Origin of the sequence: Aneurinibacillus sp. REN35 (genome assembly GCF_041379945.2) — a bacterium.
Classification (GTDB): domain Bacteria; phylum Bacillota; class Bacilli; order Aneurinibacillales; family Aneurinibacillaceae; genus Aneurinibacillus.
Map to the genome: position 1 here is coordinate 489,245 of NZ_JBFTXJ020000002.1, position 19,764 is coordinate 509,008.

At 47.3% G+C, this 19,764-nt stretch carries 17 protein-coding genes and 1 pseudogene; 6 read left to right on the forward strand and 12 right to left on the reverse strand.

All coding sequences use genetic code 11. The features are described 5' to 3' along the window. Positions 1 to 498: 498 nt before the first annotated feature. The 3 genes and pseudogenes from AB3351_RS05840 to AB3351_RS05850 all read left to right on the forward strand — a co-directional run bounded on the left by AB3351_RS05840 (position 499) and on the right by AB3351_RS05850 (position 4,031). Complete coding sequence (locus AB3351_RS05840; RefSeq protein WP_371146278.1) at positions 499 to 1,017, forward strand: DUF309 domain-containing protein; 519 nt, start codon at positions 499 to 501, stop codon at positions 1,015 to 1,017. 212 nt (positions 1,018 to 1,229) lie between these two features. Further along, a pseudogene (locus AB3351_RS05845) lies at positions 1,230 to 2,774 on the forward strand (alkaline phosphatase D family protein); the annotation flags it as partial. A gap of 282 nt (positions 2,775 to 3,056) precedes the next feature. Then, positions 3,057 to 4,031: a quinone oxidoreductase family protein gene (locus AB3351_RS05850; RefSeq protein WP_371146174.1), complete on the forward strand. Its 975-nt coding sequence runs from the start codon at positions 3,057 to 3,059 to the stop codon at positions 4,029 to 4,031. A gap of 115 nt (positions 4,032 to 4,146) precedes the next feature. Here the strand turns inward: AB3351_RS05850 and AB3351_RS05855 are convergent, their stop codons facing one another. Next, complete coding sequence (locus AB3351_RS05855) at positions 4,147 to 4,395, reverse strand: YqkE family protein (RefSeq protein WP_371146175.1); 249 nt, start codon at positions 4,393 to 4,395, stop codon at positions 4,147 to 4,149. 177 nt (positions 4,396 to 4,572) lie between these two features. Here AB3351_RS05855 and AB3351_RS05860 point away from each other — a divergent pair, with 177 nt between their 5' ends. Next, the gene (locus tag AB3351_RS05860) at positions 4,573 to 4,989 is read left to right on the forward strand and encodes a hypothetical protein (RefSeq protein WP_371146176.1); all 417 of its coding nucleotides are present in this window, start codon (positions 4,573 to 4,575) and stop codon (positions 4,987 to 4,989) included. A gap of 41 nt (positions 4,990 to 5,030) precedes the next feature. On the opposite strand, the gene AB3351_RS05865 is transcribed toward AB3351_RS05860, so the two are convergent. Continuing rightward, on the reverse strand, positions 5,031 to 5,282 hold the full coding sequence (locus AB3351_RS05865; RefSeq protein ID WP_371146177.1) for a DNA alkylation repair protein: 252 nt from the start codon (positions 5,280 to 5,282) through the stop codon (positions 5,031 to 5,033). A 34-nt stretch (positions 5,283 to 5,316) separates the two neighbouring features. Further along, the gene (locus AB3351_RS05870; protein ID WP_227887291.1) at positions 5,317 to 5,487 is read right to left on the reverse strand and encodes a hypothetical protein; all 171 of its coding nucleotides are present in this window, start codon (positions 5,485 to 5,487) and stop codon (positions 5,317 to 5,319) included. A gap of 160 nt (positions 5,488 to 5,647) precedes the next feature. Here AB3351_RS05870 and AB3351_RS05875 point away from each other — a divergent pair, with 160 nt between their 5' ends. Next, entirely contained in the window at positions 5,648 to 6,241 is a 594-nt protein-coding gene (locus AB3351_RS05875) for a 3D domain-containing protein (protein WP_371146178.1), read from the forward strand. Positions 6,242 to 6,293: 52 nt separating this feature from the next. On the opposite strand, the gene addA is transcribed toward AB3351_RS05875, so the two are convergent. From addA to AB3351_RS05905, 6 genes are all read right to left on the reverse strand, one after another. Further along, positions 6,294 to 10,118, reverse strand: a complete 3,825-nt coding sequence (gene addA, locus AB3351_RS05880) for a helicase-exonuclease AddAB subunit AddA (RefSeq protein WP_371146179.1) — start codon at positions 10,116 to 10,118, stop codon at positions 6,294 to 6,296. After that, positions 10,115 to 13,666 carry a helicase-exonuclease AddAB subunit AddB gene (addB, locus tag AB3351_RS05885; protein ID WP_371146180.1) on the reverse strand — a complete coding sequence of 1,184 codons (3,552 nt, stop codon included), beginning with the start codon at positions 13,664 to 13,666 and terminating at the stop codon, positions 10,115 to 10,117. The genes addA and addB overlap by 4 nt, the downstream gene beginning before the upstream one ends. A 62-nt stretch (positions 13,667 to 13,728) precedes the next feature. Beyond that, positions 13,729 to 14,439, reverse strand: coding sequence for an NAD-dependent deacylase (locus tag AB3351_RS05890; RefSeq protein WP_371146181.1), 711 nt, complete (start codon positions 14,437 to 14,439; stop codon positions 13,729 to 13,731). Between the two features lie 100 nt (positions 14,440 to 14,539). Further along, a complete protein-coding gene (locus tag AB3351_RS05895; RefSeq protein WP_371146182.1) occupies positions 14,540 to 15,223 on the reverse strand; it encodes a Crp/Fnr family transcriptional regulator in 684 nt (227 codons plus the stop codon). A gap of 93 nt (positions 15,224 to 15,316) precedes the next feature. Further along, complete coding sequence (locus AB3351_RS05900) at positions 15,317 to 15,862, reverse strand: cysteine hydrolase family protein (RefSeq protein ID WP_371146183.1); 546 nt, start codon at positions 15,860 to 15,862, stop codon at positions 15,317 to 15,319. 150 nt (positions 15,863 to 16,012) lie between these two features. Next, positions 16,013 to 16,492 carry a hypothetical protein gene (locus AB3351_RS05905; RefSeq protein WP_371146184.1) on the reverse strand — a complete coding sequence of 160 codons (480 nt, stop codon included), beginning with the start codon at positions 16,490 to 16,492 and terminating at the stop codon, positions 16,013 to 16,015. 134 nt (positions 16,493 to 16,626) lie between these two features. On the opposite strand from AB3351_RS05905, the gene AB3351_RS05910 reads away from it, so the two are divergent. Continuing rightward, positions 16,627 to 17,385: an SDR family NAD(P)-dependent oxidoreductase gene (locus tag AB3351_RS05910; RefSeq protein ID WP_371146185.1), complete on the forward strand. Its 759-nt coding sequence runs from the start codon at positions 16,627 to 16,629 to the stop codon at positions 17,383 to 17,385. Positions 17,386 to 17,454: 69 nt separating this feature from the next. On the opposite strand, the gene AB3351_RS05915 is transcribed toward AB3351_RS05910, so the two are convergent. From AB3351_RS05915 to AB3351_RS05925, 3 genes are all read right to left on the reverse strand, one after another. Then, entirely contained in the window at positions 17,455 to 17,673 is a 219-nt protein-coding gene (locus AB3351_RS05915; RefSeq protein ID WP_371146186.1) for a hypothetical protein, read from the reverse strand. A gap of 188 nt (positions 17,674 to 17,861) precedes the next feature. Continuing rightward, the gene (locus AB3351_RS05920; protein ID WP_371146187.1) at positions 17,862 to 19,229 is read right to left on the reverse strand and encodes an MATE family efflux transporter; all 1,368 of its coding nucleotides are present in this window, start codon (positions 19,227 to 19,229) and stop codon (positions 17,862 to 17,864) included. Positions 19,230 to 19,385: 156 nt separating this feature from the next. Beyond that, positions 19,386 to 19,628, reverse strand: coding sequence for a hypothetical protein (locus AB3351_RS05925; RefSeq protein WP_371146188.1), 243 nt, complete (start codon positions 19,626 to 19,628; stop codon positions 19,386 to 19,388). Positions 19,629 to 19,764 lie beyond the last annotated feature (136 nt).

Genomic DNA, 19,764 nt, shown 5'->3' on the forward strand with positions numbered 1-19,764 from the left:
GTAATATTTTCTCTTATCGTTCTATTATCGTACAAAAAAAGCTCATTCTGCAAATAACTTTCTGCCCCCCTACAAGTAGTAAAGGCTGCACGTCATCAACATGCAGCCTTATGTTTGGAGTCAACAGCTTCTAGCCTGTTCTAAAGAGTATATTTTTCCAACAAAACATTTACGTTTTTGGACTGCATACGTTCCCTTCTTTAAAAAACATACCCGTATGGTACGAAGGAGTACACGCACGGGTATGTTTTCTAGCTAATTATGTACGATATGCAGAAAGTGTGTATAGAACATATTGTGAACTCTTTTCAGACGTTCTATGTTGGTGTATAGTGTGGTTTTTTACTTTTGTTTGTTTTATTTTTATAATTTTTGTACGCAGTATTTTAGTACACTTTTGTCTTGCATCTTCTTTCTTCCGATATAGGGATCATTAGAAGGTATGTTATACTTATCATAAAATCCAGCAGCTAGCTGCTGGCGAGCGAGGTTGTGCCTATGTATCCAAAAGCATTGATTGAGTATCTCGTCTACTTCCACGCTGATCGTGATTACTTTGAGTGCCATGAGGTGCTTGAGGAATATTGGAAAAGTCTCCCCAAAACGGAAAAGAGCAAACTTTGGGTAGGTCTTATTCAAATTGCGGTTGGATTGTATCACCACCGGCGCGCTAACTTTGCTGGTGCAGAGAAAATGATCAGCAGTGCTCTGCAACTTCTTACAATAGATGAGTTAGAGTCCTATGGCTTCATAGGCCAAGAATTAATCGATCGTTTAATAGTCAGAAAAAAAGTGATTGAGCAGCGCAAGCCATACACGGATATGGATCTGCCTCTTCATCCAGCTCCCCTGCTTGCGACCTGCGAGCAAAGATGCGCAGAGCGAAATGTCTGCTGGCTCTCACCTAGCGATTTAAAAAATCAGTTTTTACTACATAAACATACACTGCGCGATCGCAGCGGTGTGATCGCTGAACGGGAGGCCGAAATTCGGCGGCGGGCGCAGCCGCCTTCCTGAGGACTTCTTTCCTCTTTTATGAGTTGGGTCATTTGTATGTCAAAGAGTTTTTTAGCCAGTAAAAAGGAGGAGCTATCCTCTTTTTTCTCCTTTCCTTCTTCCTATTTTTTTCAACCTTTACGCGTACTCCATAGTTTCCTTACTCTTTCTTAATGTTGGTATGTTTTATAATATGAGGAATTTATTTCTCACAAAGAAAGGAAGGAATCAATATGGATCATGAAAAAAGAATGGATCGTCGCGAATTTTTGCGTGCGGGCGGAAAAATTGCTGGACTTACGCTTGGACTTACTTTGCTTGGTTCAATGAAAGACTTCCCTGTCGAAGCAGCACCAAAATTCAAAGCCTACCCATTCACGCTTGGCGTCGCATCCGGAGATCCGTCAGCGGATGGTGTCGTATTATGGACAAGACTTGCGCCTGACCCATTGCACGGCGGGGGTATGCCGATGCATAACGTTCCAGTGCAATGGGAGGTATCTCTTGACGAAGGATTCCGCCATGTCGTTCGTAAAGGAACAGGGTTCGCCAAAGCGGCACTGGCCCATTCTGTACATATTGAAGTCGATGGCCTTGCGCCAAACACACCGTACTACTACCGTTTTAAAGCCGGCTCAGAGATCAGCCCAATCGGACGTACAAAGACGTTGCCGGCATATGGAGCGGACCTGGCTCGCCTGACCTTCGCCTTTGCCTCCTGCCAGCAGTATGAACACGGATATTTTACCGCCTACCGCAGAATGGCCGAAGAAGAACTCGATGTCGTGTTTCATTTAGGAGATTATATATATGAATACGGGGCCAACGAATACAAAATAGACGGCGGAAACATACGGACACATATCGGAGAGGAAATCATCACACTGGAAGACTACCGCAATCGTTATGCCCAATACAAAACAGACGCAGATTTGCGCGAAGCACACGCCGCATTTCCATGGATCGTGACCTGGGACGATCATGAAGTGGAAAACAATTATGCGGGTTTGATCCCGGAAAAAGACCAGCCAATCGAGCCGTTTATCGCGCGCAGAGCAGCAGCATACCAGGCGTATTATGAGCACATGCCGCTCCGCTCCTCCTCCCTGCCAACCAAAACAGGAATGCAGTTGTACCGCCGCTTCACTTATGGGAACCTGGCTGACTTTTATGTTCTAGACACGCGGCAGTACCGGGATGATCAGGCAAACGGGGACGGATACAAAGCACAGTCACCGGAATCGCTCGATCCGAACCGCACGCTGCTTGGCAAAGAACAGGAGGCCTGGCTGCTGGACGGGCTTGCTACCTCTCCAGCCCGCTGGAATGTGCTTGCGCAGCAAATCTTCTTCTGCCAGCGTGACAACACGAAGGGTCCTGCACAAAAAGGAAGCATGGATGCATGGGATGGCTATACACCAGCACGGGATCGGATTATCGACGCACTGTCGAAGCGTTCGGATACAAATTTTGTCGTGCTGACCGGAGATGTGCATGCGAATTGGGCTGCTGAGATCAAAGAGGATTTTAACAATCCGGACTCTAAGACGTTAGGGGTAGAGGTTGTCGGCACATCCATTACATCAGGCGGTGATGGTGCTGATATGCGCAATGATACAGAGCTGTTCCTTGCGGAGAACCCGCATATCAAATTCTTTAATAATCAGCGCGGATATGTGCGCTGTACAGTCACGCCGGAGACATGGCAGACCGATTTCCGCATCCTCCCTTACGTAAGCCGTAAAGGGGCACCCATCCTGACTCGTGCCTCCTTTGTGACGTCACATGGCAATCCGCGCTTAACCTTAACCAAAGAGCAAGCGACAGCGGCCCTATCTACGCCCGTCCTACTCTAACACGAATCATTTGTTGCACAAAAAAGCACCCGAGACATTGGGTGCTTTTTTGTGCTATACGCCACAGCTTTATGGATCAAATAACAACTTCGCCTTGGACACAATGATTTACTCCTTTTTCGAGAATAACATGCTAACTTTTGACATGTTATTATGATAGGTTGGACTTTACAAGAAGAAACCTGTTTATTGGAGGAGATAACTATGAATAAACATCCAAATACAATGAGGGCTGCAGTGCTTCATAGGTTTGGCGGTCAAGAAGAACTTGTTTATCAGGAGGTTGATGTTCCAAAGATCAGACCTGAAGATGTATTGATCAAAGTTGCCTATGCCGGTGTTGGAGAGTGGGATGCATTCGAACGGCAAGGCGGATATGCGGAAATGTTAAACATGAATCCAGAATTTCCTTATATTCTCGGTTCTGAAGGTTCAGGTACCGTACTTGCACGGGGGGAGAAGGTGTACACTGTTGAATTGGGAGATCAGGTCTATGCACCAGCTTTTTTAAATCCTAAAGGTGGTTTCTATGCGGAATATGTGGCCATCAATGCCAAGTATGTATCTCGAATTCCGGATGGATTAACCATGCAGGAGGCGGCGGTTATTTCTGGAGTTGGAATTACCGCATTGCGAGGGCTAGAGGATGTTTTAGCACTGCAGCAAGGGGAATCTATCATGATCTTCGGCGCCAGTGGAGGCGTTGGTCACATGGCAGTGCAACTTGCGAAGTGTCTAGGAGCACGTGTTTTCGCTATTGCTTCAGGTGAAGACGGTGTTGCCATGGTGAAACAGCTTGGCTGCGAGGTAGTTGTGAATGGTAGAGAGGGAGATATTGCTTTGAATGTTTTTGAATTTGCACCAAGAGGGGTCGATGCGGCTCTGTTCACCGCCGGGGGAGAAATCGCTAATACTGCTGGTGATTGTCTACGTACAGGCGGCCGAATCGCATATCCTCATGGGATAAACCCACCGCTCAGGATAAATGGAAACATCAAAGCAACAGGATATAACGGGGAATCTGATCCTGAGATTATAGACAGACTTCACCGTTATATTGCAGCAAATAAACTATCCGCGCATATTAGCCATACCTTTGCACTGAAGGACGCACATGAGGCGCATGCAGCTCTAAACAATCATTACTTGGGGAAAATATGTCTACAAGTCATTTCTTAAGATAGATGTTTTCCTTCAATTGCCCCATAAATGAAAGAACCTCTGTCTTATCGGATCGAGGTTCTTTCATTTATAAAGATCGCTAAAGATCAGGAGACCATGTGGCGAGACCCCTTTATTTGAATTTCTTCCAATCCAAATTGCTCTCCGATAATAAATCCGCGAAGCTTTTGTTTTTTTCTTTGGCTTTGCGCTCGGCAGCCTGTCGTTCGCGTTCGGCTGTTTTGCGCGCTTCCTCCTCTTTATGCAGCGTTTGTGACGTTTCCTTCAGCTTCTTCAACGCCTCTTTGCCAAGTCGGTCTCGCAGCGTTGCACCGCTTGTGTCCGGCTCCCGGCTTCCTTGCGCTCTTTTTTGTTTAGCCATCGTATCAGTTCTCCTCTTCTTTCAATACCCGTCTCTGTTTGTCTACAGACATGCCGCCGACTTCACATTACCCGCTTTTATTGTACAGAAAAATCCGTATTTGTCTAGGGTGCCTGTCCAATCAATCGGCATTTCTTTTCATAGAATATAGTACGTTCTAAAAAAGGAGGTGATTTTGTGACGATTCAATTTCTTGATATGAGAACCTCACAGGATGGCGGCGGTGCTCTTGTAGCAGCTACCTCGCGTCTTATAGGTGATATCGGACTTCAGACCGCGGGCGTATCTGCTGCAAACGCAGGGTCTGTACGTGTTCAGCTCTGGGGATATGCGAAGGTAGCACAGACAGCAGCCGGAGACACGGTTACCGTAACGATCCAGCGGAACGGTGCAACTATTTTCTCTACCACGCTGACAGCTCGAACAGCGCTTGAACAAAACTACATCGCCATTGATCCAGCTGACTTCCCACCTGCTGCCGCAGTATTGGCAGGTCAAATTCGCTATACAATGACAATCGTATCTAGCGCAGCTGCAACACTAGAAGATGCAGGGCTTGGCGGTGAAGCCGTTGCCGGCAACTTCACAGGATAATCATACAAAAGGAGATGACATCCCACGTCATCTCCTTTTCTTTATGACTTTCGGTAATGCTGTGCCATAGCAATAAAGGCTTGTTCATTTTCCGTCATGCCGCAAGCCCCGCACTGAATCCTACGCTCGCTCCCGTTATACGGAATATGAAATGCATCAAGCGTATCTGCTTCATAATCTTGTACCACTTCTCCATTATGCGGGTCCATTTTCACATAGTGAGGAATCTGATTAAGAATCGCAAAACGGGTACGGTTGCTTTTGCATCCTGGACATAAGTATGGTGTCGCCATTCATCTTTCCTTCCTTTCTTCGCTATCTGTCTGCTTATTTCAACCATTGTTTGAGAAGGCCAATCGCATACGAAAGCCCTTTGGCCCTGCCGATTTCTTTGTAGACCTCTTCGCTTTTATTCTGACGGCTTGCATTGAGTGCAGCCTGTATCTGCTCCTGTTGAATATCGGCAATTAACTTCTCCATATCCTGCCGCATCATCATTGCAATCCACCTTCCTTTATCCTCTAGCTTGTGAAAAATCGGATGTTTTATTCACGATTTTCCTAAATAAAGAAAAAAGTTCTAGCAGGTAAAACAAAGCCATATGAATAAAAAAGAGTCGGCGACACGTTCGCTAGATTGCTAGACGAGAGGAGATCGAATGAGTAAAATCCATTGGATAGTATGTATCGTAATAGGAATCATGCTGACATTTGGGATGGGGTCCGGTAAAGATGGCGATCTTGCGGCAAAAGAGTTATTTAAAAAAGAAACAAGAACCCTAACATATACATATTCAGCCCTGCTAAAAGCGATACCTGTAAAACCCAGCAAGCGCCCTTCTCTTTCTGCGGCCCTGCATAGAGGAGAAATGGACGAGTTGGTAACATGGGCAAACAAGAATCAGCATCGACCCGCTCAATATATGCAAAAATTCCGTGGCAATATCTCGGCATATACGAATGGTCTTTCAGAAACTGGGAAGAGCTCACGCCATCCGCTATACGGGATTACGGCCAGCGGCCACCGAACAAAAGTTGGTACTACGGTGGCCGCCGGGCGTCATATTCCGTTTGGTACGGTTCTCTATATCGAAGGTGTAGGCTATCGTGTCGTGCACGATCGGGGTGGTGCCATCAAAGGCAATAAAATTGATGTATTCGTCTCAAGTATGGGGCAGGCGAAGACGTTTGGGCGTCAATCGCTCGATGTTTATGTTGTGAAATGGGGCGATGGTAAACGAAAACGGCGCTAAAAAAAGGGTACAGACAGTACCTGTCCATACCCGCTCTTGTTTGTATATTCGCTTATAGATACAATGTTCGCGCTCCATCGAAGAAATATAGCACTTTCTCAAGCACCGGACGCCCTGTAATGCGCGCTGTGGCAAGCGCATAACTCTCAAGCTGTTCTCGGTATCTTGCAATCAGGAATTCATCTGACAGATCGGCGGCCGTATCGGTCTTATAATCAAGCAGTATCCATCCGTCTTCTCTCTCGATCAAGCAATCAATCACACCCTGAAGCAGCACTGTTTCCTCTTCTTTGCTGTCGCCTTCTTGCTCCTTCCACTCCGGATACACATCACGAGCCGAAAGCGCAAGGTTAAAGGGAACTTCTCGGTATATGCGATCACTTTGCAACACCTTCTGTCCCGCTTCGCTTGTATAAAATTGTGCAATTCGCCCAGCATCGACAGCTTCCGCTTCCATTGACGTCAATAATTCACGCGCAACCATGCGCTCGATTGCTTCTGTAATCTCTTCCGCTGTTAATGCGTGATCTAGCGGAAGCTGCTGCATAATCGTATGTGTTGCCACGCCAATTTCGGACGCCTGCAGCTTCTTCTCCGAGAGAAATTGCGGACGCTCCGCTGTATCACTGCGGAACAAACCCGGTAAATAAGAAGGGCCGCCAAGCTCTTCAACCGTAAGCGATGCCTGTCTGCGCCGCTTAAGTTCGGATACAGACAGCTTCGACAAATGACTGGTGGCCAGCTTGTATTCATACTTCCAGGAAAGCTGCGCTTCAACCGTCTCGCGATACGGACTCTCTATCGGAACAGGCCGTCCTTTAGCAACCGCCTGCTCCATCTCCTGCTGTATCTGCTTCTCCTCCTCATCGACAAGCAGAAGAGATGATGCTTGATAACATGTAACATGCCAGCGTGATGCATGCTCACGAATAAAGAACGGAGCGCGGTCCATAGTCTCGCTGTATGCATAGAGTGATTCCGCATGCTGATGACGCAAAAGAGCGGGACCGACCCAATCTAAGTATGTGCGCCCTTTAATAAGTTCATAATCCGGCAGGCTCCAATTGGGAGCGGCAGCATGCTGCGCCCATTTTTCCACCGACGCAGTTAGGCTTTTCGCCGTGCCTACAAGAAATAACTTCTCACGTGCACGGGTCAGTGCTACATACAGCACCCGCATCTCTTCAGCCAACTGTTCAAGCCGCATACGCCGCTTCATCGCCGCATGCGGTAGTGTCGGGAAGCTAACACGCTGCTTCGGCTCTACGTATTTCGGTCCAAATCCAAGTTCTTTATGCAGCAGGAAATGCCCGTTGATATCCTGTAAATTATGCTGTTTAGAAAGACCGGCTACGAAGACAACCGGGAACTCTAGCCCCTTACTTTTGTGAATGGTCATGATGCGGACGACATCCTCCTGCTCACCCAACGCGCGTGCCGCCCCTAGATCACCGCCCTGTGCCTGCATTTTCTCGATGAAACGCAGGAAGCGAAACAACCCGCGAAACGACGTTGCTTCATACTGGCATGCTCGATCATACAGCGCACGGAGGTTGGCCTGACGCTGCTTGCCGCCAGGAAGCCCGCCTACAAAGTCGTAATAGCCGCTCTCACGATAAATGTGCCAAATCAATGTTGACAGCGCACCCTGCCGCGCTTTGGTCCGCCAATCGATTAGTTGGTCGTAAAATCCGGAGAGCTTTTCTGCAAGCGGAGAAGGATTTTCTTTAGCCTGCTCCAAATAGGCGAGCAGCGCTTCGTAATATGTTTTGTCCCGCTTGGCAAGGCGTATATGTGCCATCTCCTCCGCATTCAACTGTACGAGAGGTGATCGCAGTACGGCAGCCAGCGGAATATCTTGAAACGGATTGTCGATCACATGCAGAAGCGAGGTCATAACCTCAATCTCTGTCGCAGCAAAATACCCGCCCGATAACTCCGCATATGCAGGTATACCGTGCCATTTGAATTCCTCAGCCATTACCTGCGCCCATCCGCTTGCTGAGCGCAGCAGAATGACAATGTCACGATACTGCACCGGACGCATCGCTTTAGCTGCCTTATCATAGATTAGATGTGGCGTAGATCCTGACGCACCGATAAGTTCTTTGATTTTACCTGAAATCAGTCGTGCTTCAAGCTGTGCCACTTCAAGTTCAGACACATCCGGAAGCACTTCATCTGCTGCGGACGCATCAGTCAGCCCCTCTTCCGCATATACAGCCTCCTCTTCCGCTTCCGCCTTCTCGTCGCTTCGATCAATCAGCATCACTTCGATGCAAGAATCGACACCTTCATGCTCGGGATAATCTTCAGCACCGAGTACAAGCTGGGCGGCCTCATCGTATTCGATCTCACCGGCTGTTTCGGTCATAATTTGTTTAAAGATGAAGTTCGTTCCATCAATTACTTCCCGTCGGCTGCGGAAGTTTTTGGCCAGATCAATTCTCTTGCCCGTTTCTTTGGCATCCGCTGTATACTGCTTATACTTATATAAAAAAAGACCCGGCTCCGCCAAACGGAAGCGGTAAATCGACTGTTTTACATCCCCCACCATAAACAAATTGCCTTCCGCTTCACTCTCTTTTGCCACCAAGCGAACAATGGTCTCCTGTACCTCATTCGTATCCTGATATTCATCAACAAGCACCTCGCCGAACTGTGCGCGATACTCAAGCGCAGCTGCTGAAGGACGCAGGTGGTCAGGAGTTGCTTCTTCATGACGCAATATCTGAAGGCAGTAATGCTCCAAATCTGAGAAGTCCACGAGCCCCTTTGCCTGCTTCAGCTTACTGTACGCTGCACCAAAGCGGCGTACCAGCTCAATCAGCTTATCAATGAGCGGTGCCATCTCCTGATTTAATTCAAAATAATAAGCGGGAGCAATAGCGAACATCTCCTGCTGCAGCTTACCGATCATATCCTTGACTCGATCACGCAATTTCTTCGCTTTATCGATTAAAGCTTCCTCGCACTCTTTTTTCTTGCATGGTTTAAGCTTACCAAACGCCGCATTCTGAAAGACTTCATATAATTCATCCCATGATCCACTACATTTTGCCAATAGCCCTTCAATTACCGCAGTATCTTCTGTAAAATTCACCAGATACGGAAGCGGCCCGCCATCCATCTGTGCTACTTCTGCTCCCTGACGCAGCAGTGCAAGCGCTCCGTTCAGCTCAAGCTCTATATCCTGACGCAGGTACGTAAACCATGGCAGCTTATAAAAGTCCGCTAGCGTATCCGCTCGATACATCGCTGCCATCTCGTCTAGCCAATGATCGGGCCATGGATGGCTGCGGGCAAATTCATACAGCTTCAAAATCAAATGCTGCAGGGCTTCATCGCCGCGGTCTCCCGTATAGCTATCGACCAGACGGAAAAATGATTCATTTTCCGACTCGCCTCCGTACTCTTCTTCAAGTACATCTTCAATCGCTTCTTGTCTAAGAAGTTGGGCTTCTGTGCTGTCTGCAATTCGAAAAGATGGATCAAGATCAATAAGATAATAATACCGGCGCAATACCTCCATACAAAACGAGTGGAGTGTCGTAATCGATGCCCGATTTAATAATGTGACCTGCCTTCGCAAATAAGAAGAGGACTTCGCAGCCGCTTCCTTCTCTAATGCTGCTCCGATCCGGTGGCGCATCTCAGCAGCCGCTGCATTCGTAAATGTTACGACCAGCAGGTTATCCACGCTAAGTGGCTGATATTCATCCGTAATACGTCGAATGATGCGTTCGACAAGAACCGCTGTCTTCCCTGATCCAGCCGCTGCTGCTACTAATACATTCGACCCTCTAGCGGCAATGGCTTCCCACTGTTCATCCGTCCATGTACTGTCCACCGGTTTTTCCAAGATCCGAATACTCATACGCCTTCTTTGCTTCCTTTCTCTGCGATCCTGCGCCACATCGTCTCTTTTTCTTCCTGACGCAGAATGCGAAATTCACCAGGCTCTATCATCTGATCGAACTGGCACACGGATTTAAATGAACAAAACGTGCAAGCGGTTCGCTTTTTGTGACGATACGGATCAATCGATACCTCCCCGTCTGTAATACGCTGGCCGATATCTTGAATTATGTTTCTTATATAGCACCGCAATTGATCCAAGCGCTCTGCTGACACGACGCGAGAGGTGCTATAAAATCCACCGTCTTTTTTCAATGCAACAGGCAGAACTTCAGAATATCCAGTCGCAAGTTCGGTATCCATAAGACGAACCACCTCTTCATCTTCAACCAGCAGACCTCTCATCTTAAAGCGTTTGCGTACCTCGTTTTGAACATGATCATCAGAGAGTGGGATGAGTGAACGCAGAAGCGGATTATGCACATGGAAATATAAAATACCTGCAGGGAAGGCCGCTTCTCCAAAAAATGCCTCCGCCTGTGAGATAATAACATCCAAATAGGTCAGCATCTGCAATGAAAGCCCAAAATACACATCCTCTATCGCCAAATCTTTGGCGCTTGATTTGTAGTCGATGATGCGCAGCAGCAGACCCTTTGAGCCATATGCGCCATCCACACGGTCAATCCGGCCTATCAGCTCCATTCTGCATCCATTGGCAAGTTCGAAGACAAGCGGCGGCAATTCGGCGCCGGGGCCAAATCCAAGCTCTAGCGCTTTGGGAGTAAATTGACTGCGTCTAGCATGTTCTCCTAGCATGACCGCCGCACGTCCCACCACGTTTTTCAGCTTACGCATTATATATTGATTGCGGTGTGTGCTAAGCAGGATTTGTTTTTGAAGGAGGGGGGATAGCACATCAACCTGCTCAGCAGCAAGCCGCTGCATTTGCTCTGTTTCAAGAGAACCCCAATCCATTTGATTTTTTTCCATATGCTCACCGACCAGTTTCAATGCCGCATGAAATAACTGGCCGATATCCGGCGCTTCAAGACGATACAGTTCACGCTCTTTGAGTTTGAGTCCATAAGAAGCAAAATGCGAAAATGGACAAGCCTGAAACCGCTCCATACGCGATACGCTGGTTCTGATGTTCTGTCCATACAATGTACGGCTCGTCTCTATCGTAAGCGCATCTTCCTGATTGCGATGAAACAAGCCTCGCGTCACCCGCTGCGCCTGCTCTGGTATTTCTCGGACTAGCCAGTTGTACGCATCCCACCAAAGCGAATGAATGCCGTAACCACGACGCCACTGATGAAGCTGCGCGCTCAAATACGACAGCGCACGGGATGGGTTAGCTAAGAACGCCAACTGCTCCTGTGCGGAAGCAACTTCTCCTGCCTCAATCGTGATGAAGGACTCCTGCACAAGCGGAAACATTTCTTTCATACGTTTAATAAGTACAGATGGAAGCATGCCTTTGCCCTCTTCGTCGGCTAACGCATAGCTAAGAAAGAGCTGCTCTGATACGGATGTTAAGGCCCGATATAGCATAAATTCTTCTTCCATTAAACGACTTCTGCTGCCGGGTCCAAGTGTACAACCGTTCGCAAGTAGTCTCTCCCTCTCTCCTTCTGATAGCATCCCGTCTTCTTTTGGTCGGGCCGGGATGATGCCATCGTTAATGCCAAGAATAAACGCACATTTCACATTAGCAAACCGAGTACGATCCAATCCCCCGGCCAGTACCTGATCCAAAGCAGGAGGTACGAGCGCGAATGTCAACGTCTCGAGTCCTGATTCAATAATAGTAGAAAAAGTTCCCATATCCATCTGCTCATCGCCCATAACTTCTACGATCTGATCAAGCATCTGAATGATGGCCTGCCATACTTGTCCATGCTCGCGGGCCTGCTCCAAACGCGCTTCATCCTTCGCCACTTCACTCCACGCTTCCAAACGTTTGGGAACGCCGATTTCTATTAAAAATTGATAGAGCCCCTCGCATAGCGCACGCACACTCTTTGCTTTTGTAAGTGCGCTCTCTAGCTTCATAAGCGGAGCGGTAACATGCTGGCGCAGTTCGTTAATCTCCTTCTCTAACGCCAATTCATCATCACTTTGCCGCATCGTAGCAGCCATCTCTACCGCGTTCTCATCCAGTCCGCGATATATGCGATATGTCCATGTAAACTTTGGGTCCGTCCAGCGGTATCCTTCAATCCCATGTGCCAGTACGTAATTTTCCAGTCGATCAATGCGATGACGTGCATCTTCCATTGTTAAATCCGGCTCCATCGGAAGAAGAAGCTCGGTTTTAATGCAGCGGAAAATCGCTTCATAACGCCAGTTATACCGAATGACTTCCAAAGCGGAACGGATCAATTCAGGCAGCGGATGATGAAGCATCGGGCGCTTCTGATCAAGGAACACCGGAATGCCGTAATCTTCGAATACCGTTACAAACAGTTGCTCATAGTCTGCGAGGTTCCGTACGAGCACCGCCACATCACGCCATCGGTATCCTCGCTTACGCACAAGCGCGAGAATACGCTGGGCCGCCCCTTCCACTTCGGCACGTCGATGGGCCGCGGCGGCCATATGTATCGCTTCGGTTGCATGCGGATACGCTTTGATCGGCCGCATACTATATTGTGCTTCTAGGTGCGCAAGTGCCGGCTGATGCATAAAACGAGGAGATAACCCCGATGCCGGAAGCTGCACCAAAGAATTGGCGCGAACCCCGCTCTTCTCCGCCAATTCTATAACCGTTCGGTACGTGCGGGCTGTCGTATGAAACAATTCCATCTCAGCTATTGCGGTCTCTTCATCGTACGGTTGATCTAGCGTGAGCGTTATTGTCATATCTCCTGCATGCGCCCATAAGGCACGCAGCACCATGAGCTCGTGCGGCATAAATCGATCAAATCCATCCACCCAAATCTCCGCGTCCCGCAAATAATCAGATCTCTCCAATCTCTCGGCAAGCAGCGGCAAATAGTGTTCCGCGTCCAAATATCGATCTGCGATGTACTGTTCGAGTTCATCATAAATAAGGTGCATATCATGCAGCTTATCGATAAGAAAGCCGCTCGTCTCTTCTTCACTTTCTTGCCGTGCAATAAACAGATCGCGCTGCTGGAGCAAATCCTCTGCCGTCATGCCGTGACGCACCAGCTCGCCATACATCTCTTCTAATTGGTCTGTAAATCCGATGCAATTCATAGCACGGCCGAATACGCGAAGATCATTGCTGCGCTTCTCTAGAATGCGGCGCAGCACCATCTTAATACCGGTGCTATCAATATGGATGCGCGACAATCCCCCTACTTCCTGAAGGACCTTCCATGCCAGCCTCCGAAAGCTGAATACTTGAGCACGCATTGTACCAGCAAGCCCTGATTGTGCGGCAAGTTCATATTCTGCCTGAAAGCTCATCTGCTGCGGCACAAGATAAACAAGCGAGGGACCCATCGGCTGCTCTTTTTGCCGCTGACAAATCTCATTGATGCAATATGCACTCTTCCCGCTGCCCGCGCGGCCGAGAACCATGCGTAATGCCATTGCCCTCCACTCCCTTTCCATCATTTCTCTTTATTGTATAATGGATCATTTGTTCGTACAAATTATAATTTCTGGTCGATTTCAGCTAAGACATCCCCAATTTTCCTATCATGGATTACCAGATCGGCTATCTCATCCAATGGGGTAGGCTCCATATTAATAATAACAAGCATAGCACCGTTTTGCTTTGCCAACTGGGGGAAAAAATTGGCCGGAGATACTTGAAGCGAGGAGCCGAGCACAATAAATAAATCGGCACAAAGTGTCTCCCGCTCGGCCGCTTGCAGCGCTTCCTCAGGTAGCGCTTCCCCGAAAAGAACGACGCAAGGACGCAAAAACTGACCGCAGGTGCAAATAGTTCCTCCTGCTTGAAGATACCGGGTACCCGAATATTCCTTCTCACATCCTTGACAACGCAGACGATTAATCGTCCCATGAAGTTCCGCGACGTGTACGCTCCCTGCCTGCTGATGAAAATGGTCTACATTTTGCGTAATAATATAATTAATCAGCCCTTCTTTTTCCCATTTAGCTAGTCGTTCATGTCCGGCATGCGGACCGTACTGACCTAGGGTCTCAATTCGTGACTGATAAAACTGAACAAACTCTTCGCGATTATGCATCAGTGCATATGTACTGGCTAATTTGGTCGGGTCTTTATGACGCCACAATCCCTGCTTCGAACGAAAATCCGGAATTCCGCTTTCTGTTGACATGCCTGCTCCTGAAAAAACGACTGTATGCTTCGACTCTTTTAACCACTGTGCTAGCATTCCATTCTCTCCTTTCTGTATCGCTACTGTCAAAGTCAAAAAATAAAGCCTTACTCGTGATTGAGAAGGCTTTATTTCCGTAGTTGTGTTTCCGATCTGTTTAATCAATATTACAGAAAGCGACGGGGCAATCATCACAGTTATTGAGCTGCTTGAGCTGTTTCAAATCGTGAATGACGATCTTCTGCCCTTTCATCGACACAATATCTAAGCTGCGCAGCTCCTGGAGCGTGCGATTAATATTTTCACGGGTTGAACCGCAAAAGTTGGCCAGTTCACGATTCGATATCGGCAGGTCAATCAACAGCCCATCTGATGTTTCTACTCCATAGCTGTTTGCCATACGAATGAGCGTAGAATACAGCGCGCCTTTTTTTCCGTTCATTACAAGGTCACGGAATTTAGTCTGTGTACGGCGGAAATGATCGCTCATCCACTTCATAAACTCAAAGGCCACCTCTTTATTCTCAAGCAATCTCTTCTCGAAGGTCTCCCGGTTAATCACGCCTACTTCCCCATCTTCAAGACACTTGGCACTAAACACGTATGTTGGACGGTCCGCAAACAGAATCAACTCACCAACGATATCACCTTGTTTGCAGATGCGCAGGGTCAGTTCTTTCCCTTCCGCATCTGTCTTTCCGATCTGCACTCGTCCTCCAAGAATCATATACATGGAATCCGCAGCTTCTCCCTGGTGAAACAGATACGTGTCTTTTTTTATCTTCTTCGTCGTAGCACATGTCTGTAACAAAGCCTTTAACGGATGCGAAAGGTTTTCCACGGGGTAAGCACCTCTCCTTATAATCGTAGGTCCATTATAATACGAACGGAATTGAATTCACAGGAAATATTCCATGACACAGCAATTGGACCATTATACAATTCGCGCTCCAAGGCAGCTTTTCATATGGACAAGCGCCCATTCATGTCCCGTCGGGTTAAAACTTGCCACCGCATCTTTATATACGGTAATACGAAAGCCTCTATTGTAAGCGTCAATTGCTGTATGCAGATCACAGATATCGGTACACACGCCTACGATCCCTACTTCTTCAATGCCTCGCTCCCGCAGGCGTATCTCTAGATCTGTACCAGCAAATGCACTATAGCGCGTCTTATCCATATATACCACATTTTTCTTATCCTGATGCCGTTCATACGCGTCTTTTAGCTTGCCGTATAGCTCTCGTCCCTTTGATCCGGCAAGATTGTGGGGCGGAAATAACTGCGTTTCCGGATGATGCGGATCATCCGCTTCATGACGATCTACCGCAAAGACAACATAGTCCCCTCTCTCAATCGCCTCTTCTGTTAAGGCGACGAGCTTTTCTTCGATTTGCTTACCTGGTTCTCCAACCGGAAGCGCGCCGTCCACGAAATCATTCGTATAGTCAATGACAAGCAATGCTCTCTTTTTCATTCGGTCTGCTCCTTCTTTCGGTACCCTGAGTTTACATAATAGTAATACGGTTTACTTTTATTTATTTTACGCATGTATTCTATTCTATTTTTCCCGCCCCCACTCCTTCTCCCTCTCACGAAAAAGGCGAGGCACACAAAAAGCAGCACGCTACATCTCCCATAGCATTCGTTCCCGATGCAAGCCTTGTAATGTCTCGATCACCTGACAGGCATACCCTTCATCCTCTCTCCTGCGGGCAGATAACAGTTCGTCTAGTGCTAGATTCGTTTCTGCATCAAGCAGCATGACCTCCGCTGAAGGGAGCATCATACTCTCAATCGCTTCAAGAGAATGGTACACCATCTTAAGATTTTTGTTCATCGTATATACGGTCACCTCAAAGTCCGATGATAAAAGTCCATACTTTGAACGCGCAATCGTTAATACTTCAAACTTCGAAATATGAAGGTTGCCGTTCAATTCATCCCGGTTCACATGACCATCCGTCCAAAATGCGGGGGCATTCTGACTCTCAATTTTTAGGCGAAGGTTGCGTGGGGATAGGAAATACATGGCACGTATCCGGTCCCCGAATCGCTCGTTCAACTGTGTAAACCCATCCTCTTTCTCTCCCGATTGAATTGCCATGTCATCTCCTCCTTGGTGTAGGATGGATACGCTCCGGACTGTTTTGTCTTATATGATTATGCTGTCACTTCATATGGTATGATGATAGAGAAGATCGGCATGTACAAGAGATCCTACAGAAGGGGCGTGACACAATGGAATTAGGTTTGCAAAATAAAGTTGTACTTATTACCGGTGCCTCTAAAGGGATTGGCCGGGCGATTGCTCAAGCATTCCACAAAGAAGGAGCCAGAGTTGCCATTACGGCAAGAGGAGAGGATGAACTTAAGGAAGCGGCACACGAAATGGACGGTATCCTCACCTTCTCTGCTGATATGACCGATCCGTCTTCGCGCGGACATGTGATCAGCCATGTTGTTGATCACTTCGGAACCATCGATATTCTGATTAACAATGTAGGCGGAAGTAGCGGAGGAGCCATTCTTGACACAGATACGGCACTGTTTGAAGCGGCAATGGAGCTTAACTTTTACTCTGCGGTCGACTTGAGTAAACAAGCGGCTGCTATTATGAAGGAAAATGGAGCCGGGAGCATTATAAATATCAGCTCCATTTACGGACGTGAAGCGGGCGGAAAACCAACCTATAATGCGGCCAAAGCAGCACTCATTAGCTTTACGAAGGCATTGGCAGATGAGGTGATTCCTTATGGTATTCGTGTCAATGGCGTTGCCCCCGGTGCGATCCTTCATCCAACAGGCAATTGGATAAAACGGCTTGAAGAAAACCCAGAGAAAATCAAACAATTTGTTCAAGCTGAAATTCCGGCCGGACGCTTCGGCACGGTAGAGGAAGTGGCGAACGTTGTGCTCTTCCTTGCATCAGAGAAAGCATCCTGGGTCGTCGGCGCAACATTGAATGTGGACGGTGGACAATCGAGGAGCAACTTTTAGTCCCGCTTCATTAAAAATTTCCCTATCCATTATCGGATAGGGAAATTTCACTACATGACACGATATATGTCACTTTAAAATGCGAATAACATCGCCTTCTTGTAATTGATACGTTCCTTTTGGATGCACTACTTCTCCGCTTCCCTGGTAGATGCCCTGTAACCATCCTTCTTCCGGATGCATAATCTTCAAAGCCTTACCTACGATAAGCGAGATGCTTTCGTTGTTTTCAAGCAATAATTTTCCACTGCCATCCGTAATTCGATATTTGCCTTGAATGCTATCCATGCACATACCCCTCTCTGCGAATAAAATTCTTTATTTATGAAGTATGGAAAGAAAACTGTTACCAGGATTTATCGCGACAGGTGCCGCACCTGCTTATGCAAGCAAGATAGTTGGAAAATTATGTCCATAATAGATAAATTATATCGCATCCTCTTTTAAAAAACAAATGTCTATTCGTCTACCCGCTGCTATGCACAGTGTTGTTCTAGTCTCTTCTGAAAGCGGCGCTGTGTGTTGAAGAGCCGCAGACTAAGACCGATTGCACCAAATAGAAGGCCGACAATCAGGCCAACCCAATAACCAAACGCAGCAAGTGCTGTGTAATTAGCCATCACATAGCCTACCGGCAATCCGATGATCCAATACGAAGCAAATGCGATAACAAAGACGACATTCACATCTTTATAGCCGCGCAGTACTCCCTGAATGGGTGCCGCGATCGCATCGGATAGCTGAAAGAAAATCGCATAGACTAAAAATTGCTTTGTTAATGCAAGCACGCTTGGATCTGTCGTATACAGCTTCGCCACCTGTCCGGTAAACAAAAACAGGAATACCGCACATACAAGCGACATACATACCGCCATGCTGATGCCGACATAACTATATTGCACTGCGTCCTTATACCGCTGCGCCCCCACTTCGAATCCGACAGTAATCGTAAGCGCCATCGCAATGCTCATAGGGATCATATATAATAAGGAAGCAAAATTGAGCGCCGACTGATGTGCTGCGATCGTAATGGTATTAAATTCACTCATTAGAAGCGTTACCGCTGCAAAAATACTCGTCTCAAAAAAAATAGAAAATCCGATAGGAACCCCGATCTTCAACTGCTCTTTCCATGCGAGCAAGGAGACACGGGGCAGGCGATGAAATACTTTATACCCCGCAAATGGTTCAAAACGATGAATAACATACACGCTGAACAGCGCAATGCACCAATACGTCACCGCTGTCGCGTATCCGGCCCCGACTCCGCCCAACTGCGGAAATCCGAACTTCCCGTAAATTAATACGTAATTCAATACAACGTTAATCGGAAGTGCCATCAATGTAATCAACATCGTAATGCGCGTGTATCCGAGCGCATCAATAAAACAGCGCAGCACCATCGAAACAAATAAAGGCGCGATGCCAAATGCGATCGCGAACAAATAATCATGCGCGATGACACGTACCGTTGTCGCAAGCTCCATCTGTGACAGCATCGGCGATAAAGCAGCGGAACCGCCTGCGATAACAAGGACAGTCAGCAGAAACGCCAAATAGACACCCTGCATAACAGTTGCCGGCATATGTTCCGTATTCCTCGCCCCAAGAAACTGCGCAATAATCGGTGTAATAGCTAACATGACTCCGGATAAGCCGGTAAATACAGGCATCCATAGGCTTGATCCAATCGCCACACCAGCCAGATCATCCGGGCTCGCATGGCCAGACATGACCGTATCAAAAAAATTCATCGCATACAATGTTAGCTGCGTGACGAGCACAGGCAGCAGAATCACCAAGAGCTGGCGAATTTTCTCCTGCAATGAATATGTTTGCTTCATAAACCTCTTCCTCACTCTCTCTATCTCTTATCATCCCTCATACGACCCATACACGCATCCTTCATTATATCATGTCTACTATCACAATCATGTTAATTTGTATGTAAGCCCCATAAGAAAAAGAGCACGCGATTTCCATGCTCTTTTTTGTTTTTTTTACTTCTCATTATTTTGTTGTTGTACTGATATATTCCGCCTTACGTCAGCCATTCGCTTCTCGATGTTCGATATGCTTTCATTTAGGGATTCGATGAATTTCAAATCCTCCGCATCCGGCTGAATGTGCAGCTCCCGGCGTAATTGAAGCAATTCAAAACGCTGCTCTTTTAATCGTTGGTATTTTTTGATCTCCTGCTCGATTGTTTTCTGTCTTCGAAGTATATCTGTGAGGTTTACCATATGTTCAACTTCCTTTGTTTGCTCTAGTCTCTTCGTGTTTCCACCCAAGAAACATAGTACCCCGATTACGAGCAGACGAATCGTTGCTATACGACAGGCTCTATAAAAAAGATGCGGAGAATAATATAATTCCCGC

Bases quoted from the DNA above. Each gene is read 5' to 3' on its own strand.
- AB3351_RS05840 (WP_371146278.1), top strand. From the start codon at position 499: ATGTATCCAAAAGCATTGATTGAGTATCTCGTCTACTTCCACGCTGAT.
- AB3351_RS05850 (WP_371146174.1), top strand. From the start codon at position 3,057: ATGAATAAACATCCAAATACAATGAGGGCTGCAGTGCTTCATAGGTTT.
- AB3351_RS05855 (WP_371146175.1), bottom strand. From the start codon at position 4,395: ATGGCTAAACAAAAAAGAGCGCAAGGAAGCCGGGAGCCGGACACAAGC.
- AB3351_RS05865 (WP_371146177.1), bottom strand. From the start codon at position 5,282: ATGGCGACACCATACTTATGTCCAGGATGCAAAAGCAACCGTACCCGT.
- AB3351_RS05870 (WP_227887291.1), bottom strand. From the start codon at position 5,487: ATGATGATGCGGCAGGATATGGAGAAGTTAATTGCCGATATTCAACAG.
- AB3351_RS05875 (WP_371146178.1), top strand. From the start codon at position 5,648: ATGAGTAAAATCCATTGGATAGTATGTATCGTAATAGGAATCATGCTG.
- addA (WP_371146179.1), bottom strand. From the start codon at position 10,118: ATGAGTATTCGGATCTTGGAAAAACCGGTGGACAGTACATGGACGGAT.
- addB (WP_371146180.1), bottom strand. From the start codon at position 13,666: ATGGCATTACGCATGGTTCTCGGCCGCGCGGGCAGCGGGAAGAGTGCA.
- AB3351_RS05890 (WP_371146181.1), bottom strand. From the start codon at position 14,439: ATGCTAGCACAGTGGTTAAAAGAGTCGAAGCATACAGTCGTTTTTTCA.
- AB3351_RS05900 (WP_371146183.1), bottom strand. From the start codon at position 15,862: ATGAAAAAGAGAGCATTGCTTGTCATTGACTATACGAATGATTTCGTG.
- AB3351_RS05905 (WP_371146184.1), bottom strand. From the start codon at position 16,492: ATGGCAATTCAATCGGGAGAGAAAGAGGATGGGTTTACACAGTTGAAC.
- AB3351_RS05910 (WP_371146185.1), top strand. From the start codon at position 16,627: ATGGAATTAGGTTTGCAAAATAAAGTTGTACTTATTACCGGTGCCTCT.
- AB3351_RS05915 (WP_371146186.1), bottom strand. From the start codon at position 17,673: ATGGATAGCATTCAAGGCAAATATCGAATTACGGATGGCAGTGGAAAA.
- AB3351_RS05920 (WP_371146187.1), bottom strand. From the start codon at position 19,229: ATGAAGCAAACATATTCATTGCAGGAGAAAATTCGCCAGCTCTTGGTG.
- AB3351_RS05925 (WP_371146188.1), bottom strand. From the start codon at position 19,628: ATGGTAAACCTCACAGATATACTTCGAAGACAGAAAACAATCGAGCAG.